Annotated in this window: 22 protein-coding genes; 2 read left to right on the forward strand and 20 right to left on the reverse strand. The window is 62.7% G+C overall.

Annotated elements, in window-relative coordinates; genetic code table 11:
- Window positions 1–24: 24 nt before the first annotated feature.
- Window positions 25–1,575: a putative bifunctional diguanylate cyclase/phosphodiesterase gene (locus tag LHFGNBLO_RS04980; RefSeq protein ID WP_258604877.1), complete on the forward strand. Its 1,551-nt coding sequence runs from the start codon at window positions 25–27 to the stop codon at window positions 1,573–1,575.
- Between the two features lie 17 nt (window positions 1,576–1,592).
- Here LHFGNBLO_RS04980 and LHFGNBLO_RS04985 read toward each other — a convergent pair whose 3' ends face one another.
- From LHFGNBLO_RS04985 to rimP, 10 genes are all read right to left on the reverse strand, one after another.
- Window positions 1,593–2,606: a class I SAM-dependent methyltransferase gene (locus LHFGNBLO_RS04985; RefSeq protein ID WP_258604879.1), complete on the reverse strand. Its 1,014-nt coding sequence runs from the start codon at window positions 2,604–2,606 to the stop codon at window positions 1,593–1,595.
- Window positions 2,607–2,676: 70 nt separating this feature from the next.
- Window positions 2,677–4,824, reverse strand: coding sequence for a polyribonucleotide nucleotidyltransferase (gene pnp, locus LHFGNBLO_RS04990; protein ID WP_258604881.1), 2,148 nt, complete (start codon window positions 4,822–4,824; stop codon window positions 2,677–2,679).
- 276 nt (window positions 4,825–5,100) lie between these two features.
- Window positions 5,101–5,412 carry a 30S ribosomal protein S15 gene (rpsO, locus tag LHFGNBLO_RS04995; protein WP_281035828.1) on the reverse strand — a complete coding sequence of 104 codons (312 nt, stop codon included), beginning with the start codon at window positions 5,410–5,412 and terminating at the stop codon, window positions 5,101–5,103.
- Window positions 5,413–5,563: 151 nt separating this feature from the next.
- On the reverse strand, window positions 5,564–6,658 hold the full coding sequence (corA, locus tag LHFGNBLO_RS05000) for a magnesium/cobalt transporter CorA (protein ID WP_258604882.1): 1,095 nt from the start codon (window positions 6,656–6,658) through the stop codon (window positions 5,564–5,566).
- Between the two features lie 43 nt (window positions 6,659–6,701).
- Complete coding sequence (gene truB, locus LHFGNBLO_RS05005; protein WP_258604883.1) at window positions 6,702–7,679, reverse strand: tRNA pseudouridine(55) synthase TruB; 978 nt, start codon at window positions 7,677–7,679, stop codon at window positions 6,702–6,704.
- Window positions 7,679–8,098: a 30S ribosome-binding factor RbfA gene (gene rbfA, locus LHFGNBLO_RS05010; RefSeq protein WP_258604885.1), complete on the reverse strand. Its 420-nt coding sequence runs from the start codon at window positions 8,096–8,098 to the stop codon at window positions 7,679–7,681. The genes truB and rbfA overlap by 1 nt, the downstream gene beginning before the upstream one ends.
- A gap of 195 nt (window positions 8,099–8,293) precedes the next feature.
- A complete protein-coding gene (gene infB, locus LHFGNBLO_RS05015; protein ID WP_258604886.1) occupies window positions 8,294–10,864 on the reverse strand; it encodes a translation initiation factor IF-2 in 2,571 nt (856 codons plus the stop codon).
- On the reverse strand, window positions 10,861–11,511 hold the full coding sequence (locus LHFGNBLO_RS05020; RefSeq protein WP_258604887.1) for an RNA-binding protein: 651 nt from the start codon (window positions 11,509–11,511) through the stop codon (window positions 10,861–10,863). The genes infB and LHFGNBLO_RS05020 overlap by 4 nt, the downstream gene beginning before the upstream one ends.
- Before the next feature lie 38 nt (window positions 11,512–11,549).
- On the reverse strand, window positions 11,550–13,145 hold the full coding sequence (nusA, locus tag LHFGNBLO_RS05025) for a transcription termination factor NusA (RefSeq protein ID WP_258604888.1): 1,596 nt from the start codon (window positions 13,143–13,145) through the stop codon (window positions 11,550–11,552).
- Between the two features lie 49 nt (window positions 13,146–13,194).
- Window positions 13,195–13,839, reverse strand: coding sequence for a ribosome maturation factor RimP (gene rimP / locus LHFGNBLO_RS05030; RefSeq protein ID WP_258604889.1), 645 nt, complete (start codon window positions 13,837–13,839; stop codon window positions 13,195–13,197).
- Between the two features lie 290 nt (window positions 13,840–14,129).
- Here rimP and LHFGNBLO_RS05035 point away from each other — a divergent pair, with 290 nt between their 5' ends.
- Window positions 14,130–14,297, forward strand: a complete 168-nt coding sequence (locus LHFGNBLO_RS05035; protein ID WP_258604890.1) for a hypothetical protein — start codon at window positions 14,130–14,132, stop codon at window positions 14,295–14,297.
- Window positions 14,298–14,304: 7 nt separating this feature from the next.
- Here the strand turns inward: LHFGNBLO_RS05035 and trmB are convergent, their stop codons facing one another.
- From trmB to LHFGNBLO_RS05085, 10 genes are all read right to left on the reverse strand, one after another.
- The gene (trmB, locus tag LHFGNBLO_RS05040) at window positions 14,305–15,006 is read right to left on the reverse strand and encodes a tRNA (guanine(46)-N(7))-methyltransferase TrmB (protein ID WP_258604891.1); all 702 of its coding nucleotides are present in this window, start codon (window positions 15,004–15,006) and stop codon (window positions 14,305–14,307) included.
- Between the two features lie 23 nt (window positions 15,007–15,029).
- A complete protein-coding gene (metK, locus tag LHFGNBLO_RS05045; protein WP_258604892.1) occupies window positions 15,030–16,295 on the reverse strand; it encodes a methionine adenosyltransferase in 1,266 nt (421 codons plus the stop codon).
- Between the two features lie 167 nt (window positions 16,296–16,462).
- The gene (locus LHFGNBLO_RS05050) at window positions 16,463–16,882 is read right to left on the reverse strand and encodes a helix-turn-helix domain-containing protein (protein WP_258604894.1); all 420 of its coding nucleotides are present in this window, start codon (window positions 16,880–16,882) and stop codon (window positions 16,463–16,465) included.
- Window positions 16,883–17,017: 135 nt separating this feature from the next.
- Window positions 17,018–18,610, reverse strand: coding sequence for an apolipoprotein N-acyltransferase (gene lnt, locus LHFGNBLO_RS05055; protein WP_258604896.1), 1,593 nt, complete (start codon window positions 18,608–18,610; stop codon window positions 17,018–17,020).
- An 88-nt stretch (window positions 18,611–18,698) separates the two neighbouring features.
- Window positions 18,699–19,169, reverse strand: a complete 471-nt coding sequence (locus LHFGNBLO_RS05060; protein ID WP_258604897.1) for a VOC family protein — start codon at window positions 19,167–19,169, stop codon at window positions 18,699–18,701.
- A 14-nt stretch (window positions 19,170–19,183) separates the two neighbouring features.
- Complete coding sequence (locus LHFGNBLO_RS05065; protein ID WP_258604898.1) at window positions 19,184–20,257, reverse strand: hemolysin family protein; 1,074 nt, start codon at window positions 20,255–20,257, stop codon at window positions 19,184–19,186.
- 28 nt (window positions 20,258–20,285) lie between these two features.
- Window positions 20,286–20,786, reverse strand: a complete 501-nt coding sequence (gene ybeY, locus LHFGNBLO_RS05070; RefSeq protein WP_258604900.1) for an rRNA maturation RNase YbeY — start codon at window positions 20,784–20,786, stop codon at window positions 20,286–20,288.
- Between the two features lie 17 nt (window positions 20,787–20,803).
- Window positions 20,804–21,796: a PhoH family protein gene (locus tag LHFGNBLO_RS05075; RefSeq protein ID WP_023758127.1), complete on the reverse strand. Its 993-nt coding sequence runs from the start codon at window positions 21,794–21,796 to the stop codon at window positions 20,804–20,806.
- An 83-nt stretch (window positions 21,797–21,879) separates the two neighbouring features.
- The gene (miaB, locus tag LHFGNBLO_RS05080) at window positions 21,880–23,289 is read right to left on the reverse strand and encodes a tRNA (N6-isopentenyl adenosine(37)-C2)-methylthiotransferase MiaB (RefSeq protein WP_413774665.1); all 1,410 of its coding nucleotides are present in this window, start codon (window positions 23,287–23,289) and stop codon (window positions 21,880–21,882) included.
- Window positions 23,290–23,352: 63 nt separating this feature from the next.
- Window positions 23,353–24,153, reverse strand: coding sequence for a lysophospholipid acyltransferase family protein (locus tag LHFGNBLO_RS05085; protein ID WP_258604902.1), 801 nt, complete (start codon window positions 24,151–24,153; stop codon window positions 23,353–23,355).
- Window positions 24,154–24,173 lie beyond the last annotated feature (20 nt).

Raw genomic sequence — 24,173 nt, forward strand, 5'->3', positions numbered from 1 at the left:
TTCCCGTAACTTAGGGACTCTGCAATGCGTGCCGTCAGCAACCCAAAGCGAACACCTGTGTTCCGGCTGCTCACAGTCGCCAGCTCGGGCATGGGCAGTTTCGTCCTCGGGCTCTGGGGCCTGAAGCTCGGTTTCGGCGACGATCTTATCGGCATGCAGGCAGAAACAGTGGTCGGCATCACGTCGGCACTTTGTGCGCTCGCCGCCGCCGGAGCCGCCTTGTCCTTCTTCGCTGGCGTCGATGAATCGGTCGAGTACGTCGTCAATGAAACCCATTTCGACAAGCTGACCGGCCTGCTGGCGCGCCCGGCGATGGTCGGCAAGATAGGCGAGGCCGCGTCTGCGACGATCAAGACCGGCGAGCCGATGTTTCTGATCGATATCGACATCGATCGCTTCAAGCAGATCAACGACGCCATCGGCTACAGCAATGGCGACGAGCTGATCCGCGCCTTCACCAAGCGACTCAAGGCTTGCATGCCCGAAGGTGTGCTGATGGGACGTATCGGCGCCGGCGAATTCGCGGTGCTGCTGCCGGATCACGAGATCCGAGGATCCATGGAAAAGGTGGTCGAGAAGCTCATCGACGAGATGATGCAGCCCTATCAGCTCAACTCCCACCTGCAATCGGTCGGCCTTTCGGTTGGCATCGTGGCGATACCCAAGGACGGCGTCGAGCCTGTCCTCGTCCTGCGCCGTTCCAATCTGGCGCTGCAGAATGCGCGCGCCAGCGGGGTGGGCAACTGGTCGGTCTTCCATGCCGATCTGGGCAGGGTGGCGGATTATCGCCAGTGGATCGAATCCGAACTGCACACTGCGTTCGATCGCGGTGATTTCGACCTTCACTACCAGCCGCAGCTCGACCTGCCGAGCGGCCGCATCATCGGTTACGAAGCGCTCATTCGCTGGAAGCACCCGGAACGCGGCATGATACCGCCGATGGAGTTCATTCCGATCGCGGAAGAAACCGGGATGATCGGCCCGATCGGCGAATGGGTGCTGCGCAAGGCCTGCAGCGACGCCCGTCACCTGCCAGCGGAGTGCTTCGTCGCCGTCAACATTTCGCCCGTGCAGTTCATGACCAAGGATTTCGTCGGCATCGTGCGCGAGACGATGGCAAGCACCGGCATCAAGCCGTCGCGGCTGGAGCTGGAAGTGACCGAGACGGCGATGATGCAGGATCGCGACCGCGCCGCCATCATCCTGCGGCAGCTTGCCGACATGGGCATCTCGGTGGCCATCGACGATTTCGGCACCGGTTATTCCAATCTAAGCTATCTGATCGATTTTGCGTTCGGCAAGCTGAAGATCGACCGCTCTTTCGTCAGCCGCATCGACACCGATGCCAGCTCCGGCGCGGTTGTCTCGACCATCGTCGGGCTTTCGCGGGCGCTTGGCGTCAGCATCATCGCCGAAGGCGTCGAGACCGAAAACCAGGCGACGCTGCTCAGGGCAGCCGGCTGCGAAGTGATGCAAGGTTTTCTGTTCGGCCGACCGGCGCCACTGGCGATCAAACCTGGCGAGGTCCGCACGATCGTCAGCATGCGCGAGCCGCGCGTCGCCAGCGTTCACTGAGCCCTGTTCACTTTGCTTCATCGACGGGCGGCAAAGACCTTGAACATGCCGTCGCGGGCAATCTCGACGTGGCTGGAAAAGGCCGCGGCCAGCACCGGCTCGTAGGGAAGCTGGCGGTTCGCCACCATGTAAAGCCGCCCACCCGGCTTCAGCGCCTTGCCTGCCGCGCGGATCATGCCGGCGCCGATCTCCGGTTCGGTCGCCCGGCTGCGGTGGAAGGGCGGGTTCATAACGATCGCATCATAGCGCCGCTCGACGGCTTCGCTCAGCAGATCTATCCAGAAGAAGCCTGGTGCCGGGGCTGTGCTGCTGATGTTACCCTTGGCCGCTTCAAGCGAGGCGAAGTCCGCCTCGTAGAGGTCGAGCCCCGATATGCCGGGCGAGCGCGCTGCAACCTCGGCCGCCACATAGCCCCAGCCGGCGCAGAAATCGGCTATGCTGCCACGCAGGTCGATGGGCAGATTATCCACCAGCAATTTCGAACCGGTGTCGATCCTGTCGAAGGAAAACATGCCCGGTGCCGTGTGGAAACGGCCGTCAACCAGCAAGGCAGGATTGGCGGTGCGCAGGTTTTCCGCAGCTTCCCTATCCGCGGGACGGCGAAACCAGAAGGCGATGCCGTGATATTTCGGCAGATGGCCTTCAAGCGGCACAAGCTCGTCAATGCGCTTGCGCAGGCTGGCGATGCCCTCAGCCTTGCCGCCGGCAACGACGACCGATCCGCCTGATGCCACGCGCTCAAGGGCCTCAGCGATGCGCAATTCGTTCAGGCCGCGATGCCGACCGGCCAGCACGAGCGCGGCATCGAACCCGTCGCCCTCAGTTTGCGGCGTAACGGCGAAGTCCGCCGCCTGCAGCGCTCGAAAATACGGCCGGAAGCCTTGCACCAGATGCAGCGTGGCCTCGAAACCGTGAGGTGGCCGCTGGCCGGGCTCGGCGCCGAGAAAGAGGACGCGCTCACCCTTCCGCGGCAAGGCGACGGCCTCAGCCTCGAATGGATGGAAAAGCGTCTTCAACGCCTCAGCAGACATTCCCGTGCCCCTTCAAATGAAAACGGGCGCGACATCCGCCGCGCCCGCTTCGATTACGCTATCCGACCGTTCAGGCGGCGTGTTCTTCGCCTTCGGCCTTCTTGTCGCGAGCGAGTTCCTTGCCGGTCGCCTGGTCGACGACCTTCATCGACAGGCGGACCTTGCCGCGCTCGTCGAAGCCCATCAGCTTGACCCAGACCTTGTCGCCTTCCTTGACGACGTCGGAGGTCTTGGCGACGCGATCGTTGGCGAGTTGCGAGATGTGGACGAGGCCGTCACGCGGACCGAAGAAGTTGACGAAAGCGCCGAAGTCGGCGGTCTTGACGACCGTGCCTTCGTAGATCTCTCCGACTTCCGGCTCGGCAACGATGGTGTGGATCCACTTCTTCGCCGCCTCGATCTCCTTGGCGTTGGAGGAAGCGATCTTGACCGTGCCGTCGTCCTCGATGTTGATCTTGGCGCCAGTCTTTTCCACGATCTCGCGGATGACCTTGCCGCCCGAACCGATCACGTCGCGGATCTTGTCGGTCGGGATGTGCATGACCTCGATGCGCGGCGCGAACTCACCGAGCTCGGCACGTGCGCCGGACAGCGCATGGGACATCTCGTCGAGAATATGCAGGCGACCATCCTTGGCCTGGCCGAGTGCGATCTGCATGATCTCCTCGGTGATGCCGTCGATCTTGATGTCCATCTGCAGCGAGGTGATGCCGTTGGCGGTGCCGGCAACCTTGAAGTCCATGTCGCCGAGGTGATCCTCGTCACCAAGGATATCGGAGAGCACCGCGAAGCGCTCGCCTTCCTTGATGAGGCCCATGGCGATGCCGGCAACTGGCTTGGCCAGCGGAACGCCGGCATCCATCAGCGCCAGCGAGGTGCCGCAGACGGTGGCCATCGACGACGAACCGTTGGATTCGGTGATCTCCGAGACGACGCGCAGCGTGTAGGGGAACTGGTCGGCGCTCGGCAGCATCGGACGAATGGCGCGCCAGGCGAGCTTGCCGTGGCCGATTTCGCGACGGCCGGGCGAACCCATGCGGCCGGTTTCACCAACCGAATAGGGAGGGAAGTTATAGTGAAGGAGGAACTTCTCCTTGTACATGCCGGTCAGCGAATCGACGTACTGCTCGTCCTCGCCGGTGCCCAGCGTGGCGACGACCAGCGCCTGGGTCTCGCCGCGAGTGAACAGCGCCGAGCCGTGCGTGCGCGGCAGGACGCCGACTTCCGAGACGATCTTGCGGACCGTCTTGAGGTCGCGGCCGTCGATGCGCGAGCCGGTGTCGAGGATGTTCCAGCGCACGACCTTGGCCTGGAGTTCCTTGAACACGCTGCCGATCTGCTCGGACGTGTACTTGGCGTCTTCACCTTCGGCCGGTGCGAACGCAGTCTTGACCTTCGCCTTGACGGCGTCGACGGCGGCATAACGCTTCTGCTTGTCGGTGATCTTGTAGGCATCGCGAAGCTCGCCTTCGACGATCTTCAGCATCTCGCCTTCGAGCGCGGAATAATCCGGCGCGGTGAAGTCGCGCGGGTCCTTGGCGGCGACTTCGGCCAGCTTGATGATCGCCTCGATCACCGGCTGGAAGCCACGATGACCGAACATGACGGCGCCGAGCATCAGATCCTCGCCGAGCTCCCTGGCTTCGGACTCGACCATCAACACGGCATCAGTGGTGCCGGCGACGATCAGGTCGAGCTTGGATTCCTGCATCTCGTCGACATGCGGGTTGAGCACGTATTCGCCATTGATGTAGCCGACGCGAGCGCCGCCGATCGGGCCCATGAAGGGAACACCCGACAAGGTCAGGGCGGCCGAGGTGGCGACGATCGACAGGATGTCCGGATCGTTTTCGAGATCGTGCTGGACGACCGTGACGACGATCTGCGTGTCGTTCTTGTAGCCATCGGCGAAGAGCGGACGGATCGGGCGATCGATCAGGCGGGAAACCAGCGTTTCCTTTTCGCTCGGACGGCCTTCGCGCTTGAAGTAGCCGCCCGGGATCTTGCCGGCGGCATAGGTCTTTTCCTGGTAGTTGACGGTCAGCGGGAAGAAATCGAGGCCGGGCTTCGGCTCCTTCATCGAAACGACGGTGGCGAGAACCTTGGTTTCGCCGTAGGTGGCCAGCACCGCGCCGTCAGCCTGGCGCGCGATCTTGCCGGTTTCCAGAATGAGCGGGCGACCGCCCCATTCGATTTCCACTTTGTGGTGATTGAACATGTCTTGTCCTTTATACGCGGAAAGGGCCACGCCGTTTCACGGTGCGCGGATGCCCTTTCCCTGGCTTCCTTTCTCGGGCAGCCACGGGCAAGACAACGGGAAGCTCGGGTAATCCGGCACAATGGCCGCGCGAGCGTCCTGCAATCCTGCCCCATGACCGTCCATGGGCGGTTTCGAGTGGCCCTCTGCATGCTCGAAACCGGGTTTGGCCAATCGATGCGACTGGCCGAATGCGCGACCGGCGGGCTCTCCGAAGAAAGCCCGCCGGTCAATTCGTCAACGGCGCAGACCGAGCTTCTCGATCAACGTCTGATAGCGCGCGTCGTCCTTGCGCTTGAGATAATCAAGCAGGCTGCGGCGCTGGGAGACGAGAGCGAGCAGACCACGGCGGGAATGGTTATCCTTCTTGTGGTCCTTGAAATGGTCGGTCAGGTTCTTGATGCGCTCGGAAAGGATGGCCACCTGGACTTCCGGGGACCCGGTATCGCCCTTGGCGGTTGCGAATTCACCCATCAATTCCTGTTTGCGCTCGGCAGTAATCGACATCGTGTTTTTCCTTATCTGTTCGAGGAAACGGGTCGCCCTCAGCCGGGATGTCGTCCAGCAGGGGCCGGTGCAAGCAAAGCGTCATGGCGCTATGCTGCGGCGCGTATAGTGCAATTCCGGCCAAAACACCAGCCCAATTCACAAGCCGGCTTTGTCGCAGCATTTCGCGGCGAAAACCGAGATTTTCCTTTGTCTAAAGCCACTTCTTCCATCTGAAGAAGGCGATGAGCCCCATCGCGACAACAAGCATGAAGACGAGTGCTGCCGGATAGCCATAGTAGGCCTTCAGCTCGGGCATGTTCCATGGCGAGGTGTCGGGGTCGAAGTTCATGCCCCACACACCGACGAGAAAGGTGAGCGGCATGAAGATGACCGAGACGATCGTCAGGTAGCTGATGACGTCGTTGGTACGCGCCTGGCTCAGCGACAGATGCATCTCGATCAGGCCGGTCAGCATCTCGCGCTGGGTTTCGACCAGTTCGATCAGGCGGAGCGAATGATCTAGTGTGTCGTTGAGGAAGATCTTGGTCTCGGCCTTCACATAGGGCACGTCGTTGCGGATCAGCGTCGCCAGGGCATCGCGCATCGGCCAAAGCACCCCCTTCAGCACATTGGCATCGCGCCGCAATTCGTGAAGCTGCCGCATCTGGTGCTTGTGCGGCGTGTGCAGCATCTCGTCTTCGATACTGTCGACGATGTCGCTGGCAGTCTCGATCGGCGGGAAATAGCTGTCGACGATGGCGTCGATCAAGGCATAGGCGAGATAGTCGGCACCGCGTGCCCGTAGCCGGTTTGGCACCGAGCTTTCGATGCGCTTGCGCACAGGGTTGAACGGATCGCCCTCGCGCTCCTGGAAGGTGACGACGAAATTCCTGCCGAAGAAGACGGCGATCTGCTCGTAGCGGTGCGCCGTGACTTCGTCGATCATCCTGAGGACGACGAAGGCATGGTCCTCGAAGAAATCCACCTTCGGCCGCTGGCCGGTGTTGACGACATCCTCCAGCGCCAGCGGATGCAGGCTGAAGATGCTGCCGATCTCCTCGATCAACGGGATGTTGGCAAGACCGGTACAGTCGAGCCAGATGACCGGCCAATGGTGGCAATGGGTGTTGAGGTCGTCGATACTGGCATTTTCGATCGTCCGGAATTTATCGGGCGAGATCAGTGTCAGCCGCAGTTCGGACCGTCGCGCCGCGGGGTCGGCGATCAGCGTGCCCGGCGAAGCACCGACCGGCGGTCGCCGCGTTGTCACCGGCGCCCGCTTCTTTACCGTCCCAGCCTTTGCCATATGCCCCTCAAGCGCAAACCTAACCGAAACTAGATGAGAACCCTCACCCGGCAAAGACCCGCTTCGGCTTGAACATGCCTTGCTCGATGGCGCCGATGGCGACCAGCTTGCCGCGCGCCGTGGCGCAGGCTTCCTCGGCTTCCACTGGCGCGTCGCGGCCGCGGATGATGACCGGATTGCCGAGACGGATCTTGGTTGCCGCGTCGTCGCTGATGGCGATCTGCGGCAGGCACTCGAGCGCCGCCGATGTGTCGACCAGAAGCGCGTCGATGGCGCTGAAGTCGACCGGCATCTCGACCGCTTCGGCAACCTCCGCTGATTCCGGGCTTTCGTCGCCCTGTTCGCCGAAACGGGCGGCCTCCAGCTCGGCGATGGTGACGAAGTCCTCCTGCGTGAACGGCTCGACCTCGACCCGGCGCAGCTCGGAAATATGGCCGAAGCAACCGAGGTCGCGGCCCATGTCGCGGGCCAGCGAGCGCACGTAAGTGCCCTTGCCGCATTCGACCTCGAAGATCGTCTGGTCGGCACCATGCTCGATCAGATCGAGGCGGCCAATCTCGACTTCGCGGGCCGGAATGTCGACCGTCGCGCCCTCGCGGGCAAGGTCATAGGCACGCTCGCCTGATATCTTGATGGCCGAGAATTGCGGCGGCGTCTGCATGATGACGCCGGTGTATTTCGGCATCAGCGCCAGCACATCGGCTTTTGCCGGACGCCGGTCGGAACTCTGGGTCACCGGACCTTCGAGGTCGTCGGTCGACCGCTCGTCACCCCAGGCGACCGTAAAGCGATAGATCTTGGCGCCGTCCTGGACGTAAGGCACGGTCTTGGTGGCCTCGCCGAGCGCGATCGGCAGCATGCCGGACGCCAGCGGATCGAGCGTGCCGGCATGGCCGGCCTTTTCCGCCTGGAACAGCCACTTGATCTTGGAGACGGCCTCGGTCGAGCCCATGCCGACGGGCTTGTCCAGCACCAGCCAGCCGGAGATCGGCCGGCCCTTCTTTTTGCCGCGACGCCCCACTATTTGGTGTCCTTGTCTTCTTTGTTGTCTTCGGGACCAAGATCGCGCGCCACTTCGGGCGATTTCAGCAAATCGTTGATCCTGGCGAAATTGTCGAACGAAGTGTCGAGTTTGAAGCGGAACTCAGGCATGAACTTCATCTGCCGCAGCGCGCCGGAAACGCGGCCGCGCACGAATTTTGCGTGCTTGTTGAGCGCTTCGACCACCGCGTCGGTATCCTTGGCGCCGAGCGGCGAGACGAAAGCGGTGGCGACCTTCAGGTCAGGCGACATGCGCACTTCCGAGACCGACACCACGGTATTCTCGATCAGCGGATCGATGATCTCACCCCGCTGCAAGGTTTCGGACAGGGCATGGCGCACCTGTTCGGCGACGCGCAGCATGCGCTGGGATGGACTTGAGGTGGTTGGACGGGGCATTTTTCTCAATCCTGAAATCGTGAGGCACGGGATGGGACCGCACCGCATGTCTCATAAAGCGCGTCGAAGGGGCCGTGCGACGCTTTAAGCTATTGTTTTTATGCATGTCGTTGTCCCAAGCTTTTGGGCGACATGCATTGGTTTGGGCGGCGGCCTTTCGACCACCGCCTGATTTGAACGACAGGATGCTCGAACTCAGAGCGTCCTGGTCACCATCTCGACGCGGAAGCACTCGATGACGTCGCCGACGCGCATGTCCTCGTAGTTCTGGAAGGCCATGCCGCACTCTTGGCCGCCCGGGACTTCCGAGACTTCGTCCTTGAAGCGCTTCAGGGTCTTCAACGTGCCTTCGTGGATAACGACGTTGTCGCGGATCAGGCGGACGCCCGCACCGCGCTCGACCTTGCCTTCGGTGACACGGCAGCCGGCGATCTTGCCGACCTTGGTGATGTCGAAGATTTCGAGGATCTCCGCATTGCCGATGAAGGTCTCGCGACGCTCCGGCGAGAGCAGGCCGGAGAGCGCCGCCTTCACGTCATCCACGAGATTGTAGATGATCGAGTAGTAGCGGATCTCGATACCTGCCGCCGCAGCGGCTGCACGCGCCTGTACATTGGCGCGGACGTTGAAGCCGATGATCGCGGCACCCGAGGTTTCTGCCAGCGACACGTCGCTTTCGGTGATGCCGCCGGCACCCGCATGGACGATGCGCGCACGCACCTCATCGGTGCCGAGCTTGTCCAGCGCCGCATTGATCGCCTCGATCGAGCCCTGCACGTCGCCCTTGATGACCAGCGGGAATTCCTTCAGCCCGCTCGTCTGCAATTGCGACATCATCTGTTCGAGCGAGCCGCGCTGGCCGGCATGCTTGGCCACCGACTTCTCGCGCGCCAGACGCTGGCGATATTCAGTGATCTCACGGGCGCGGGCCTCGTTGTTGACCACGGCGAAGCGGTCACCGGCCTGCGGCGTGCCCTGAAGGCCAAGCACCTCGACCGGCATCGCCGGCGGCGCTTCCTTGATCTGCCCGCCGCGATCGTTGACCAGCGCGCGCACCCGACCCCATTCGTTACCGGCAACGAGGATGTCGCCCGGCATCAGCGTGCCGGTCTGCACCAGTACGGTGGCAACAGGACCACGGCCCTTGTCGAGCTGGGCCTCGATGACGACACCTTCGGCGGTGCGGTCCGGATTGGCTTTCAGGTCGAGGATTTCAGCCTGCAGCAGGATGGCTTCGAGCAGCTTGTCGAGATTGGTGCCCTTGGTCGCCGACACTTCGACGTCCAGCACTTCACCGCCCATCGATTCGACGAACACTTCATGGCGCAGCAGTTCCGAGCGCACTTTCTGCGGGTCGGCGTCATGCTTGTCGATCTTGTTGATGGCCACGATGATCGGAACGCCGGCTGCCTTGGCATGGCTGATCGATTCAATCGTCTGCGGCATCACGCTGTCGTCGGCCGCCACCACTAGGATGGCGATATCGGTCGCCTGGGCGCCGCGCGCGCGCATCGCCGTGAAGGCGGCGTGGCCGGGCGTGTCGATGAAGGTGATCTTGTGACCATTCTTCTCGACCTGATAGGCGCCGATATGCTGGGTGATGCCGCCGGCTTCGCCGGAAACGACATTGGCGTTGCGGATGGCGTCGAGCAGCGAGGTCTTGCCGTGATCGACGTGGCCCATGATCGTCACCACCGGCGGACGCGACTCAAGGTCCTCCGGATTGTCAGCGATGTTGAACAAGCCTTCCTCGATGTCGGACTCGGCAACGCGGCGGACCGTGTGGCCGAATTCGGTAGCAACCAGTTCGGCCGTGTCGGCGTCGATGACGTCGCCCGGCTTCAGGATCTGGCCCTGCTTCATGAAGAACTTGACCACGTCGACAGCGCGTTCGGACATGCGCTGGGCCAGTTCCTGGATGGTGATGGTTTCGGGCAGGATCACTTCGCGCATGACTTTCTCGCGCGGCTCATTGTGCAGCGCGCGCTTGAATTTCTCTTGGCGGCGACGCATCGACGACAGCGAGCGGGCACGGGCGTCCTCGTCGGAAAGCGCGGTGTTGAGCGTCAGCTTGCCGCGGCGGCGATCTTCCTCGCCCTTGGTCGGCTTGGCCGGGCGTGCCACTTCGGGCGTGACTGGACGGCGCACAGGGGCGCCGGCACCGGTGCGCTTCGGCTTGACGTCTTCGTCGTCGTCGACCGTCGCCAATTCGGCGGCCAGCGGCGCGCGGCGGCGTGCTTCTTCCTCGGCACGCCGGCGGGACTCGGCCTCGGTCTGAAGCCGTGCTTCTTCCTCGGCCTGACGGCGCGCGGATTCCTCGCGCTCGCGCTTGCGGCGTTCTTCATCTTCATTGCGGCGCTTGGCCTCGTCGATGGCGCGCTGGCGATCCTCGACGTCGCGGACCTTGGAGCCTTCGAGCGCCTTGCGGCGGGCTTCCATTTCATTGCGCGACAGTTCGTTCAGCACCATGCCGCCGCGTTCGGCCGGGGGCGGAGGCGGCGGCACCTTGGGCGCTTCCTGCACCACGGGTGCAGCCGCCACTGGCGGCTTCGGCGTGAACACGGACGCTGGGGGAGCAGCCGGCTCCGGCTTGTCGCCAGGCATGGAGAACTTGCGCTTCTTGGTCTCGACAAGGACCTGCTTGGTGCGGCCATGCGAGAAATTCTGGCGCACGATGCCCTGCTCCGTACCGGGGCGCTTCAGCGTCAAGGTCTTCTTCGGCGTAACACTCAACGTCTTGTCGTCGCCCGATTTCGTATCGCTCATTCCATATCCTCTGCGGCATCATCTTCGTCAGCAACGGCCGCAAGCATTGCCAGATCGTCCGGGGTACCGCCCCGATATCGGTCGAGCGCAACCATGCGCTTCTGGACCGCCTTGCCCGCGTCTCCCGCGAGAACGGCAGCATGTATCACATTTGTACCCCCCAATGCCAAGCTCAACTCGGCCTCGGAGAAAAGTTTGTAAGCAAGGATGGCGGGCCCGCCGAGATGGACGGTCGCCCGTCTCGCCTGGCTGATCTTGCGCACGCCATCGTCGGACGCTTCTGCCGCATGGAGCACGAAAAGCGCCAGCCCGCCGCGCACCGCGCTCTCGACCTTGGTAGCCCCAAGAGCGATTGCGCCTGCCTTGCGGGAAAGGCCCAGCATGCCCAGAGCAGCTCTGGAAAGCAGCCCGTCAACCATGCTGCCGAGATCGGGCGCCACGGTCACTTGCGCCTTGAAGGCGCGGGCAAACAGATTTTTCGCCGCCGCCTTGTCGATATGTAGGCGGTCGGCGCTCACCCAACAACCACGGCCGGGCAGGTTTCTCTTGATATCCGGAACGACGGCCGAATCCGGGCCGACGACGAAACGGATCAGTTCATCCGGTTCGGCCTGTTTGCGGGTGACGATGCAGGTGCGATCGTTCATCTCGTCCAAGGGCGGGTTCGGTGCGATGCGGTTTCACCTCACGCACCAACGGCTTCGTCAGCCGGGACTTCTTCGGCTGCAAGCTCGTCTTCGGTGATCCAGCCGGCCTTGAGGCGGGCAGCCAGAACCATCTGCTCGGCATCGGCGCGCGACACGCCGTAATTGGCGAGCACGCCCGGGAATACCTTCGTCTCGCCGTCCTTGCGTTCCTTCCAGCCGGTCAGGTCGTCGGCTGCATAGCCGGCGAAATCCTCGATCGTCTTCACGCCGTCCTCGCCGAGCGTCACCATCATGGCGGTGGTAACGCCGGGGATCTCGCGCAATTCGTCCGAGACGCCCAGCGCCTTGCGCTTGTCGTCATGCTCGGCTTCGATCTTCTCCAGATACTCGCGGGCGCGGGTCTGGATTTCCGAAGCGGTGTCCTCGTCAAAGCCGTCGATCGAGGCGATTTCGCCGGCATCGACATAGGCGACTTCCTCGACGCTGGTGAAGCCTTCCGAGGCCAGCACCTGGCCGACCATCTCGTCGACGTCGAGGGCCTCCATGAACAGCGACGAGCGTTCGACGAATTCCTTCTGGCGGCGCTCGGATTCTTCCGCCTCGGTCAGGATGTCGATATCCCAGCCAGTGAGCTGCGACGCGAGCCGCACGTTCTGCCCGCGGCGACCGATGGCCAGCGACAGCTGATCGTCCGGAACCACGACCTCGATGCGTTCGGCATCCTCGTCGAGCACCACCTTGGCGACTTCCGCCGGCTGCAGCGCATTGACGATGAAGGACGCGGCCGAGGGCGACCATGGAATGATGTCGATCTTCTCGCCCTGCAACTCGCCGACGACAGCCTGAACGCGGCTGCCGCGCATGCCGACGCAGGCGCCGACCGGGTCGATGGAACTGTCACGCGAGATGACGGCGATCTTGGCGCGCGAGCCCGGATCGCGGGCAACCGACTTGATCTCGATGATGCCGTCGTAGATTTCCGGCACTTCCATGGTGAACAGCTTGGCCATGAACTGCGGATGGGTGCGCGACAGGAAAATCTGCGGGCCGCGCTGCTCGCGGCGCACATCGTAGACATAGGCGCGGACGCGATCGCCATATTTGTAGTTTTCGCGCGGAATCAGCTCGTCGCGGCGGATGATCGCCTCGCCGCGGCCGAGATCGACGATGACGTTGCCGTATTCGACACGCTTGACGGTGCCGTTGACGATCTCGCCGATGCGATCCTTGTATTCGTCATACTGGCGGTCACGCTCGGCTTCGCGCACCTTCTGTACGATGACCTGCTTGGCCGACTGGGCGGCGATGCGGCCGAAATCCATCGGCGGCAGCTGTTCGGCGATGAAATCGCCGAGCTGGGCGTCGGGATTGCGCTCGCGGGCCGAGGAAATGGCGATCTGCGTCGCGTAGTCGTCGACCTTCTCGACCACTTCCATCAGCCGCTGCAGCTTCATCTCGCCCGTATTCGGGTTGATGTCGGCGCGGATGTTGGTTTCCTGGCCGTAGCGCGAGCGCGCCGCCTTCTGGATCGCATCGGCCATGGCGGCGATGACGATCGACTTGTCGATCGACTTTTCGCGCGCGACCGCGTCGGCGATCTGCAGCAGTTCAAGTCTGTTGGCGCTTACAACCATCTTTTTTCTCCCGAGCTTGTTGCCGAGCCTTTGGGGCCCGGCCGCTCAATCATAGTTCCTGTTCGATTTCGTCTGCCGCGCCGGCTTCCGCATCTTCTGGCGCATCGTCCGGTTCGCCTCGGCGTTTCTTGGCTTCCTTGCGCGCCCTGTTGTCTTTCGACAGCGCGTCACGGATGAGGTCGTCGGTGAGGATCAGCCGCGTTTCGGCGATCGCGTCGTAGGGAATGCGCACCGTCGGCTCCTCGCCATAGGCGGCCTTGTCGCGCTGGATCAGTACATCGTCTTCACCAGCCTCGGCGATCTTGCCCTTGAAACGCTTGCGGTCGGCGACGAGGATCGATGTTTCCATCTTCACCAGATGACCGATCCACGTGGCGAAATCCGACTTGCGTACCAGCGGCCGGTCGATGCCCGGCGACGACACCTCGAGATGATAGGCCTTCTCGATCGGATCATCGACATCAAGCGCCGGCGACACCGCGCGGCTGACCTCTTCGCAATCCTCGACGGTCATGGTGCCGTCCTCGCGCTCGGCCATGATCTGCAGCGTGAGGCCGTTCTGGCCCGACAGATGCACCTTGACGAGGCGGAAGCCAATGCCACGCAGCAACGGCTGTACGATCAGCGCGATGCGCGCATCGATGCCGCTTTCGCGGATGATGCGGTCGTCGCCTTCGCTTGCCGTTGCAGTCATTCGATCCCTGTCGTTCGATCCGTGGGTGACCAGCAGGTAATAAAAAAGAGCGGGACCGGGTGGACCCACTCTTCGTCATACCGACCAAGAATTTGAGGCTGATATAGACGATCCCGGCCGGTGTTTCAAGTCTGCAGTGCAGAAGCTGTCGACGCCAGCGGGTGCCAGCGTTGCAAGGAGCGCATGGCGCCTATGCGGCAATACCCATGTGATCGCCGCTGAAACGTACCTATCTATCTTGCGTTGCACAAAAGTGGCTCTGCCCTACATGTGCACGAAAGGACAAGACCATGAACAACCGCAAGATATTTTCAGCGATTGGCGACTTCTTCACCGTGTTCGGCAGTGCTGTCGCCGCCTCGCGGGCCGTCGAAGCTGGCCGCAAGCCGCGCGCCAACGACCTGCGCAACCTCGGCATGGAACCGACCGCTTTCGACCGGATCGGCCGCCGCTTCTAGAGCCTGATTATTTCCTGATAAAGGTCAGGTAGGCCGGCCGCCGGCCCTCGCGAATGGCCTTTGCCTCGTAGCGCGTGCTCGGCCAACCATCATAAGGCCGGTGCCAGTCGGCGGCTTCCTGCGCTTGCCATGCGAATGCGCCGTGCGACCGGCAATGCAGCAGCGTCCAGTTCACATAGCTATCGATGTCGGAAGCGAAGCGGAACTTTCCGCCAGACTTCAGCACACGCGCAAAGCGGTCGAGATTGAGCGGACTGACGAAACGCCGCTTCCAGTGCTTTTTCTTCGGCCAGGGATCGGGGTAGAGCAGGTCTATGCCATCGAGCGAAGCCCCTGGCAGCCAGTCGAGCAGCCGCGTGGCGTCATCGTCATAGACCCGAAGATTGGCAAGCGGCCGTTCTCTGACCGCCATCATCATCTTGGCCATGCCGTTGACGAAAGGCTCGACGCCGACGAAACCGGTGGCTGGGGCGGCGGTTGCGCGGTGCAGGAGGTGTTCGCCGCCACCGAAACCGATCTCAAGCCGAACGGCGGAAACATCCGCCTCGAACAAATCACGCAAATTGGCAGGCGGTTCGGCCGCCAGATCGAGCCTGTAGGTCCTGAACCCGCTTTCCAGCGCCGCCGCCTGCTGCGGGCGAATGGTCTTGCCGCGCCGGCGGCCGAAAAACGCTTCGGTCGCGCGGCTTCGCCTGTCCTTGGGGTCCATGGGTCGGGCCTGGCGGCCGCCGATCAGGCGGCGACCGCGTCCTTGAGCGCCTTGGCGAGATCGGTCTTTTCCCAGGAGAAAGACCCGTCGCGGCCGGCTTTGCGGCCGAAATGGCCGTAGGACGAAGTCTTGGCGTAGATTGGCTTGTTGAGATCGAGGTGACGGCGGATACCGGACGGCGACAGATCCATCACGGTGCGCAGCGCTTCCTCGAGCTTTGCCTCATCGACCTTGCCTGTGCCGTGCAGGTCGACATAGACCGACAGCGGCTGGGCGACGCCGATGGCATAGGAAAGCTGAATGGTGCAGCGGTCAGCGAGCTTTGCCGCCACCACGTTCTTGGCGAGGTAGCGCGCTGCATAGGCCGCTGAGCGGTCGACCTTGGTGGTGTCCTTGCCGGAGAAGGCACCGCCGCCGTGGGGTGCCGCGCCGCCATAAGTGTCGACGATGATCTTGCGGCCGGTCAGGCCGGCGTCGCCATCCGGCCCGCCGATGACAAACTTGCCGGTCGGGTTGATGTACCACATGCAATTGTCGGCGATCTTCAGATCACCCAGCGCCTCGCGGATATAGGGTTCCACGACCTTGCGGACCTTCTTCGAATCCCAGTTTGGATCGAGATGCTGGGTCGACAGCACGATCTGCGTCGCCTCGGCTGCCTTGCCATCGATATAGCGGACGGTGACCTGGCTTTTGGCATCCGGCCCGAGCTTGCCGGCGTCGCCGCTGCCCTCATGGCGTGCTGCGGCCAGCAGTTCGAGAATTTTGTGACTGTAGTAGATCGGCGCCGGCATCAGGTCCGGTGTCTCGCGGCAGGCGTAGCCGAACATGATGCCCTGGTCGCCCGCACCTTCCTCGCCCTGCCGGTCAGAGGCATTGTCCACACCCTGGCCGATATCCGGCGACTGGCCGTGCAGCAGAACCTCGATCTTTGCGGTCTTCCAGTGGAAGCCGGCCTGTTCGTAGCCGATCTCGCGGATCGCCTTGCGGGCAACCGACTTGAATTTTGCCGGATTGACGACCGGGTGACCGGCGGCGTCTTGCAGGATGTTGCCAGCCTTGTCCTTCTTGAGCAGCGTCTCTGGAACGCGCACCTCGCCAGCGATGACGACACGATTCGTCGTCGCCAGCGTCTCGCAGGCGACACGAACCTTCCACGGGTCCATGCCGGTCTTCCTGGCCTCGCGATAGACCAGATCGACGATCTCGTCGGAAATACGGTCACAAACCTTGTCGGGATGACCCTCGGCAACGGATTCCGAGGTGAAGAAGTAGTTCTGCCGCGTCACGGGTGTCCCCTCTTGAAAAACGATCGGCAGGCTGCCGACTTTGGCGCGCCACGTGTTAGCGGTGCCGGGCGCCGCTCGTCAAGCGCCGCCGCAGTTCTGGCATGAATGTCGCAGCAGTTATGTTGTGCCACCAGGGGCACGGCGCCGCCGGCAGTCAAGCCTCTGGATCAGTCGGCGTCTTCGGTAGAAAGGGATTTCACCAGATCTATGATCCGCCGGCGCACCTTGACATCGGCGATCTTGACGAAGGCGCGGTTGAGCTGAAGCCCTTCCGGACTGCCGCAGAATTCGACGGCGAAAGTCATCGACGCGTCCTCGGCGAATCCGCGATTACCGACGGCTTCCTGACCTGGGGCATCTTCGAAAAAGAAGGCAACGGGCACGCTGAGTATGGACGCTATTGCTTGCAGGCGGCTAGCGCCGACGCGATTCGTGCCCTTTTCATACTTCTGGATCTGTTGAAACGTGATGCCGAGATTTTCACCCAGCTTTTCCTGGCTCATCCCAAGCATGTTGCGACGAAGCCGGATACGACTTCCAACGTGGATGTCGATCGGATTCGGTTTCTTCTTGTTTTCGTCTGTCATTTTTTCCTCGCCGAATTTTTCCGGCTTTTTCTATTTTTCTTGCCCAAACGAAGGCGGAGCCAACTGCCCCAACAGAACCCACCGACTTCGAGAAATTTTAGGCACTTACAGTATGAGTTTCTAATGTGTCGGCTGTCAATTCACCCGTAGCCGTTGCCTTACATTCAGTGTGAAGGCGATCATGGCAAACAGCAACATGATCAGCATTCCGTTAATGCGCCGTTGGCCGGCAGTGATGAGGGCATGCCCGGAAATCGGTACCCGCACATCGATGGCTCCCCGCGCATCGACCGCCAACGCGTCGACGATGCGTCCGCGCGGATCGACAACAGCGGAAATGCCGTTGTTGGCCGCGCGTAACAAAGGCAATCCATTCTCCACCGCACGAATCTGTGCCTGCCTGAAATGCTGATAAGGACCCGGCGTGTCACCGAACCATGCGTCGTTGGTGACATTCACAATAAGCTCAGCTGACGTAGCGTCAACTGCTGCCAGGTCGGGAAAGATCACCTCGTAACAGATAAATGGCAGCGCGCGTATGCCGCCTGGCAGCGTGATCGGATGCCGCTCATTGCCGGCTGCGAAATTCATCGGTCCGGCGACGAGCTGTTCTATGCCGAAACGGCCGAGCAGGTCGGCGAAAGGCAGATATTCGCCAAAGGGCACCAAATGAACCTTGTCGACGGCATCGGTGATTTCACCCTTGTCGTCGATCGCCACCACTGAATTGTAGTAACGGCTGTCGGCATTTGCGGCCGAGCCGCCCTCCTCCCGAACGATTCCGGCGATCAGCACCTGGTCGGGGCCGAGCATCTCGCCCAGCGCCGTCAGCGCATCCGGACGCTCGGTAAAGAGGAACGGCACCGACGTCTCCGGCCACAGGATCATTTGCGGCTTGTCGTGGCCGGGGTCCGGCGCCTTGGCCGACAGCCCAATCAAGGTGGCGAAGATGCGGTCTCGTACCGAAGCGTCCCATTTCTCGCTGAGGTCGACGTCGGGCTGGACGATGCGGACATCGATCGTGCGGGTTGAAGGCTCGACTGGAAGTGTAAGCCTGACATAGCCGAAGCCGGCATGGGCGGCGACGAGAATGGCCAGCAGTGCCGCACCGAGGCGGAGATGCCGGCGCGCCGCAAGCAGAGCGGGCAGCGCGAAGACGAACACCGCGAGCGTGTTCATGCCGATCATGCCGGTCACCGACACGCTCTGCATCAGCAGAGGCACCGGCATCGCCGCATAGCCGACGGCATTCCAGGGAAAGCCGGTGAACAGGAAGCCCCGCAGCCATTCCGCCAGGCCAAAACCGAAGGCAAGTGCGGCGATGCGGCCGATATCGTTGCTCCACAGCAGCCGGGCAAAGACCGTGGCGAAGCCATAGAAGAAGGCGAGCGCGAAGGGGATGCCGATGACCGCGAACGGCAAGGCCCAGGCGAAACTGTCGGCCTCGACCAGAAGCGCTGAGCCGATCCACCACAGGCCGGCAAGGAAGTAACCGAAGCCGAACCACCAGCCGACAGCAAAGGCCGGCCGCAAACGCCGCAGCAATCCGTCGGAGGCTTCGCCCGTCGCGCCGTCGAGAAGCCAGACCAGCAGCGGAAACGAAACGAAACAGATGGCGAAGAAATCGTAAGGCGCCTGGGCAAGAACCGCCAGCGCACCGGCCAGAAACGCCACGAGCGCGCGCCGCCAACCCCAAAGCAGAATTATCCGGCCGGCAAGGCGCTCCATACATACTTCCGAGTCGCGCGAATCAGGAAGCAAGATTTATCAGGCTGCGGTTCCGCCTCCAAACCCGGATGCGCTTCCGGGCACGGCGCTATCTGTGCCAGCCCTCGATCTGCAAGTCGCCCAACCGCTGGGCCTCTTCGCGCGGAACGGCGCGCAGGGTCTGCGTGAAGGTCCAGACATGGCCTTCTGGGTCGCGCGCCCGGTACAGCCGCTCACCGTAGAATTGGTCGGCGGGTTCCTGGACGATCTCCGCCCCGGCCATCCTGGCATGCTCGCAATGGGCGTCCAGGCCGTCTTTCAGGCGCACATAGACCGACTGTGTGTTCTTGCCATCGACCGAGGCCGGGCTGGCGATATGGTCGGCCCACTCGGAATCGACGATGATATAGCCGTCACCGAACCGCATTTCGGAGTGGACCAGCTTTCCGTCGAGATCGCTGACCACCATGCTCGGCTCGAAGCCAAAGGCCGCCTCAAGCCATATCAGGGCCGCCCGCGGGTCCTTGTAGAATATCCCGGAGCCCAGGCTCGAGTGCTTGAACGGGTCGTCGACCGTCATCGGTCGGCGCTTCCTTACGCCTGCTCGGCGCGGGAGGCGCGCCGTCGGCGCTCGCTTTTCTGGCTTTCCACGATGCGCACCCGCTTGACGCGGCGCGGATCGGCGTCGAGCACATGGAATTCGAAGCCGGGTATGGCCTGCACCACTTCGCCGCGGGCCGGCACGCGGCCAAGCGTGTTGAAGATCATGCCGCCGATCGTGTCGACATATTCGCCATGCTCGCCGGCGGCGAAATCTTCGCCGATCATCTTGGCGACATCATCGATCTCGGCCTTGCCGTCGACGACGAACACGCCGTCGCCGGTCTGGGTGATCATCGGCTCGTCATCGTCATGCTCATCCTCGATGTCGCCAACCACCATCTCGACGATGTCCTCGAGCGAGGCGAGACCATCTGTGCCGCCATATTCGTCGATGACCAGCGCCATCTGGGTGCGCGTCGCCTGCATCCGTCCCATCAGATCGGAAGCGAGCATCGACGGCGGCACGAACAGCACCGGACGGATCAGGTTGAGGTCGCCGATGGTGCGCGCAAGATCGACCTGGGCGAGGTTGAGCAGCGTAGTGGCCGGCGCTTTCCTGGTCGTCCTGCCCTTCTTGACGCGGGCAATTTTGGTGATGTGCGCCAGCACGTCGCGGATATGGACCATGCCGCGCGGATCGTCGAGCGTCTCGGAATAGACCGGCATGCGGGAATGGCCGGATTGTTCGAACAGTCCGAGAAGATCGCCCAGCGTCGTGGTGATCTCGACCGCCTCGATGTCGGCGCGCGGCACCATGACATCCTCGACGCGCACTTCGCGCAAGCGCAGGATATTGTTGAGCATGGCGCGCTCGCCGGGCGAGAAGGATTCGACATCGCTCGCCGTTTCGGCCAGCGCGCCGGCGATTTCCTCGCGCAGGCTGGTGCCGTTGCGCTGCCGGAACAGGCCGAGCACCCGGTCGAACAGGGAAGGACCGGCAGGCGATGGCTCGCTGGCGACGCTGCCGGAAATGGTACTCGGACTTGATCCCTCTTCCGTCGTATCGGAAGGCTTGGTCGCACTGCCGGCGTCGGGGCGGGCGGCAGTTTCTGGTTTGTCGTTCATCGTCGTCCGGTCATTTGGTCTTTTGTAGTTACGCGTAGGGATCGGGAATGGCAAGCCTTGCAAGCGCTGCGCGCTCGATAGCTTCCATCGCCTCGGCCTCGGCATCGGTCTCGTGATCGTAGCCCAGCAAATGCAGCAGGCCATGGATGACGAGATGGGTGATATGGTTGTCGACCGGCTTGTCTTCCAGTGCCGCTTCGCGCGCAACCGTCTCGGCAGCCAGCACGATGTCGCCCAGCATTGGCGGCAGCGGGGCGCCTTTGACGAGCGGAAAAGCCGGGAAAGACAGGACGTTGGTGGGTTTGTCCTTGCCGCGCCAGCCGGCATTCAGCGTGCGGATATGGGTATCGTCGGAAAAGACGATGCTGAGTTCGGAGGGACCAGCCACGCCGGTTTCGGCGAAAGCGGCGCCAACAGCGCGATCGACCAGCCGGCTCAGGCTTGCCTCATCGGGCCAGTCGCCCGCTTCGATCGAGATATCGATCTCAACGTGAACCGAAAGGTCCCCGAATTCTCTGTTTTCAGGCATGAGCCCGCATCGTCACATCAATTCTCGGCACCCAGACCGCGCGCCAGCTTGGCGTCGCGGTCATAGGCCCTGACGATTTCGGCCACGAGCGGGTGGCGAACCACGTCGCCGTCGTTGAAGCGCACGGTCACCGCGCCCGCCACGCCGTCGAGGACACGCAGCGCTTCGACCAGGCCCGATTTGGTGTTGGAGGGAAGGTCGATCTGCGTCGGGTCGCCGGTGACGATCATGCGCGAATTCTCGCCGAGACGGGTCAGGAACATCTTCATCTGCATCGGTGTGGTGTTCTGCGCCTCGTCGAGGATGACGGCGGCATGCGCCAATGTGCGGCCGCGCATGAAGGCCAGCGGCGCGATTTCGATCACCTCGGCGGCAATCGCGCGCTCGACCTTGTCGGCCGGCATCATGTCGTAGAGCGCGTCATAGAGCGGCCGCAGATAGGGATCGACCTTTTCCTTCATGTCGCCCGGCAGGAAGCCCAGCCGCTCGCCGGCCTCGACCGCCGGCCGCGAGAGGATGATGCGTTCGACCATGCCGCGTTCAAGCAGCATCGCCGCATGCGCCACTGCCAGATAGGTCTTGCCGGTGCCGGCCGGGCCGATGCCGAAAACAAGCTCGGAACGTTCCAGAGCACGCATATAGGCGTCCTGGTTGAGCGAACGGGCATAGATCGTCTTCTTGCGGGTGGCGATCTGGGCGGCGGACACCTTGCCCTTGCGCTCCAGCGTCGGCAGCGTCAGCTGGTCGTCGGCGGCGATCGCCATGCGCACGGCGCCGTCAACGTCCGACTGGCCGATATCGACGCCTTTCTGGAGAATGCCGTAGAGATTATCGAGAGCCCGGCGCGCCTGCTCGGCGGCTGAGGCGGAACCCTTGATGGTCAGCTGGTTGCCGCGCGAGCGGATATCGACGCCGAGTTTCTGCTCGAGCCTGGCCAGATTCTCGTCGAACTGGCCATAAAGGGCGCTGGCAAGCTTGTTGTTGTCGAAAGTCAGAACGATGTGCGCCATATCCGAGGCCCCAGATGGTACGTTCGGGGGCAGGTCCTTCAGTTCCGCAGCGCTCAACCGTCTCTCCTCATCTGCCGAGACCTTCAGGCCAATTCGGCGAACAAGCTGTTGTAGCCCGTTTTCGTGATTCGCACCTGAATAATGTCACCGATCTCACCGGCCTTTTCATCGACGATAACCGGCTGCAGCCATGGCGAACGGCCAACCTTCTGGCCGGCCTGACGGCCCGGCTTCTCAATCAGCGTATCGATGGTGCTGCCGACCAGGCTTGCGCCAAAATCCTGCTGCTGCTTCACAAGCAGGGCCTGTAGGCGCTGCAGGCGCTCGTCCTTGACGGTTTCCGGCACATGATCGGCCATGCCGGCGCCCGGCGTGCCGGGGCGCGGCGAATATTTGAACGAGAAGGCCGAGGCATAGTTTACCTGGCGGACAAGCTGCATCGTCGCCTCGAAATCGGCTTCCGTCTCGCCGGGAAAACCGACAATGAAGTCGCCGGAGAGCGCGATATCGCGGCGCGCGGCGCGAACACGGTCGAGCAGCCCCAGATAGTCCTTTGCGGTATGCCTGCGGTTCATCGCCTTGAGAATGCGGTCGGAACCGGATTGCACCGGCAGGTGCAGATAGGGCATCAGCGCCGGCAGATCCCGGTGCGCTGCAATCAGTTCGTCATCCATGTCGCGCGGATGGCTGGTGGTGTAGCGCAGCCTTGCCAGGCCGGGGATCTCGGCCAACCGGAACAGCAGGCGGCCAAGGCCCCATTCCTCGCCGTTTGCGCCCTTGCCATGCCAGGCATTGACGTTCTGGCCGAGCAGCGTCACCTCGCGAACGCCGGCATCCGCCAGCCGCTCGGCCTCAGCGACAATCTGCGCCACCGGCCGCGACACTTCGGAGCCTCTGGTATAGGGCACGACGCAGAAGGTGCAGAACTTGTCGCAGCCTTCCTGAACGGTCAGGAACGCGGTGACGCCGCGCTTGATCACTTCGGCGCGCTTCGGTTGCGGCAGATGCTCGAACTTGTCCTCGACGGCGTAGTCGGTCTCGATGACCTTCTCGCCGCCGCGCACCCTTGCCAGCACGTCGGGCAGCCGGTGATAGGTCTGCGGGCCGATGACCAGATCGACGGCCGGCGAGCGCCTGAGGATCTCCGCCCCTTCCGCCTGCGCGACGCAACCGGCGACGCCGATCAACATCTCGCGCCCGGCCAGAGCGCGTTCGGCCTTCATTTCGCGGATACGGCCGAGCTCGGAATAGACCTTTTCCGCCGCTTTCTCCCTGATATGACAGGTGTTGAGCAGCACCAGATCGGCCTCGCCGATGATTTCGGTCGCCGCGTAGCCATCGGCGGCCAGCGCATCGGTCATGCGCTGCGAATCGTAGACGTTCATCTGGCAACCATAGGTCTTGACGAAGACCTTCCTGGTCGCGGCAGACGGCACGGCAGCGCTTTCGGCCGCAGCGTCGATATCGTCCCGTTCCATCGTGTTCAAATCCATCCGGCGGCTTCTAACGCCTTTTGGCGACAAAAAACAGACGCTTTTGCCTGGAGCCCTTCTGGCTTAACGGCTCGGGCGCGGATCGGCGAGCCCAGCCTGCATCATCGCGCGCACCTGGCTTTCCATCAGCCTTGCCGTTTCCTTGCGGTTCGAACCCTTGGAGAAGGCAACCGGCTCGCCGAAATGCACCTCGACGTCGAGGGCGTCTCCGGCCAGCAGCACCTTGAGATGCGGCATCAGGTCCTCGTCGCCGATCCAGGCGGCAAGCGGGCGATGCCGGCGGCCGAGCGGCACGCCATGCAGGCGCGTATAGGCGATCGCCACCGGCTGGATGAACACCTGTTCCACCGCGCCTTCCGAGAGCGCCATAGAGGCGGCGCCGAACAGCGTGCTCTTGAAAGGCAGAATGGCGTTGCCGTCGCCAGTGGAGCCTTCGGCAAACAGCACCATGGCGTCGCCCTTGGCCATGCGGTTGGCGATCTCGCTCGCCTGGTCACCCGATGAGCGCTTGCGCTCGCGCTCAATGAAGACGGTGCGCTGCAGCTTCGACAGCATGCCGATCAACGGCCAGCCTTCCATATCCGCCCTGGCGATGAACTTCACATCCACCATCGATCCCAGCACCATGATGTCGGTCCAGGAGATGTGGTTGGACGCAACCAGCAAGGGGCGCTGGCTGGACAGCGTGCCCTTGACATGGATGCGCATGCCCAGCGCCTTGACGATGAGCCTGTGCCAGGTTTTCAGGATGAACGTCTCACGCCACCAACCAGTCTTCATCGACAGTATCTGCAGCGGCACAAGGACCAGCGAGCCGACGATAACGAGGCTCAGCGCCAGGAAAATCCTGATTTTTCCGATCATCCGTCTGGCCCCGCCCCGCG

Origin of the sequence: Mesorhizobium sp. AR10 (assembly GCF_024746795.1) — a bacterium.
Lineage (GTDB): Bacteria > Pseudomonadota > Alphaproteobacteria > Rhizobiales > Rhizobiaceae > Mesorhizobium.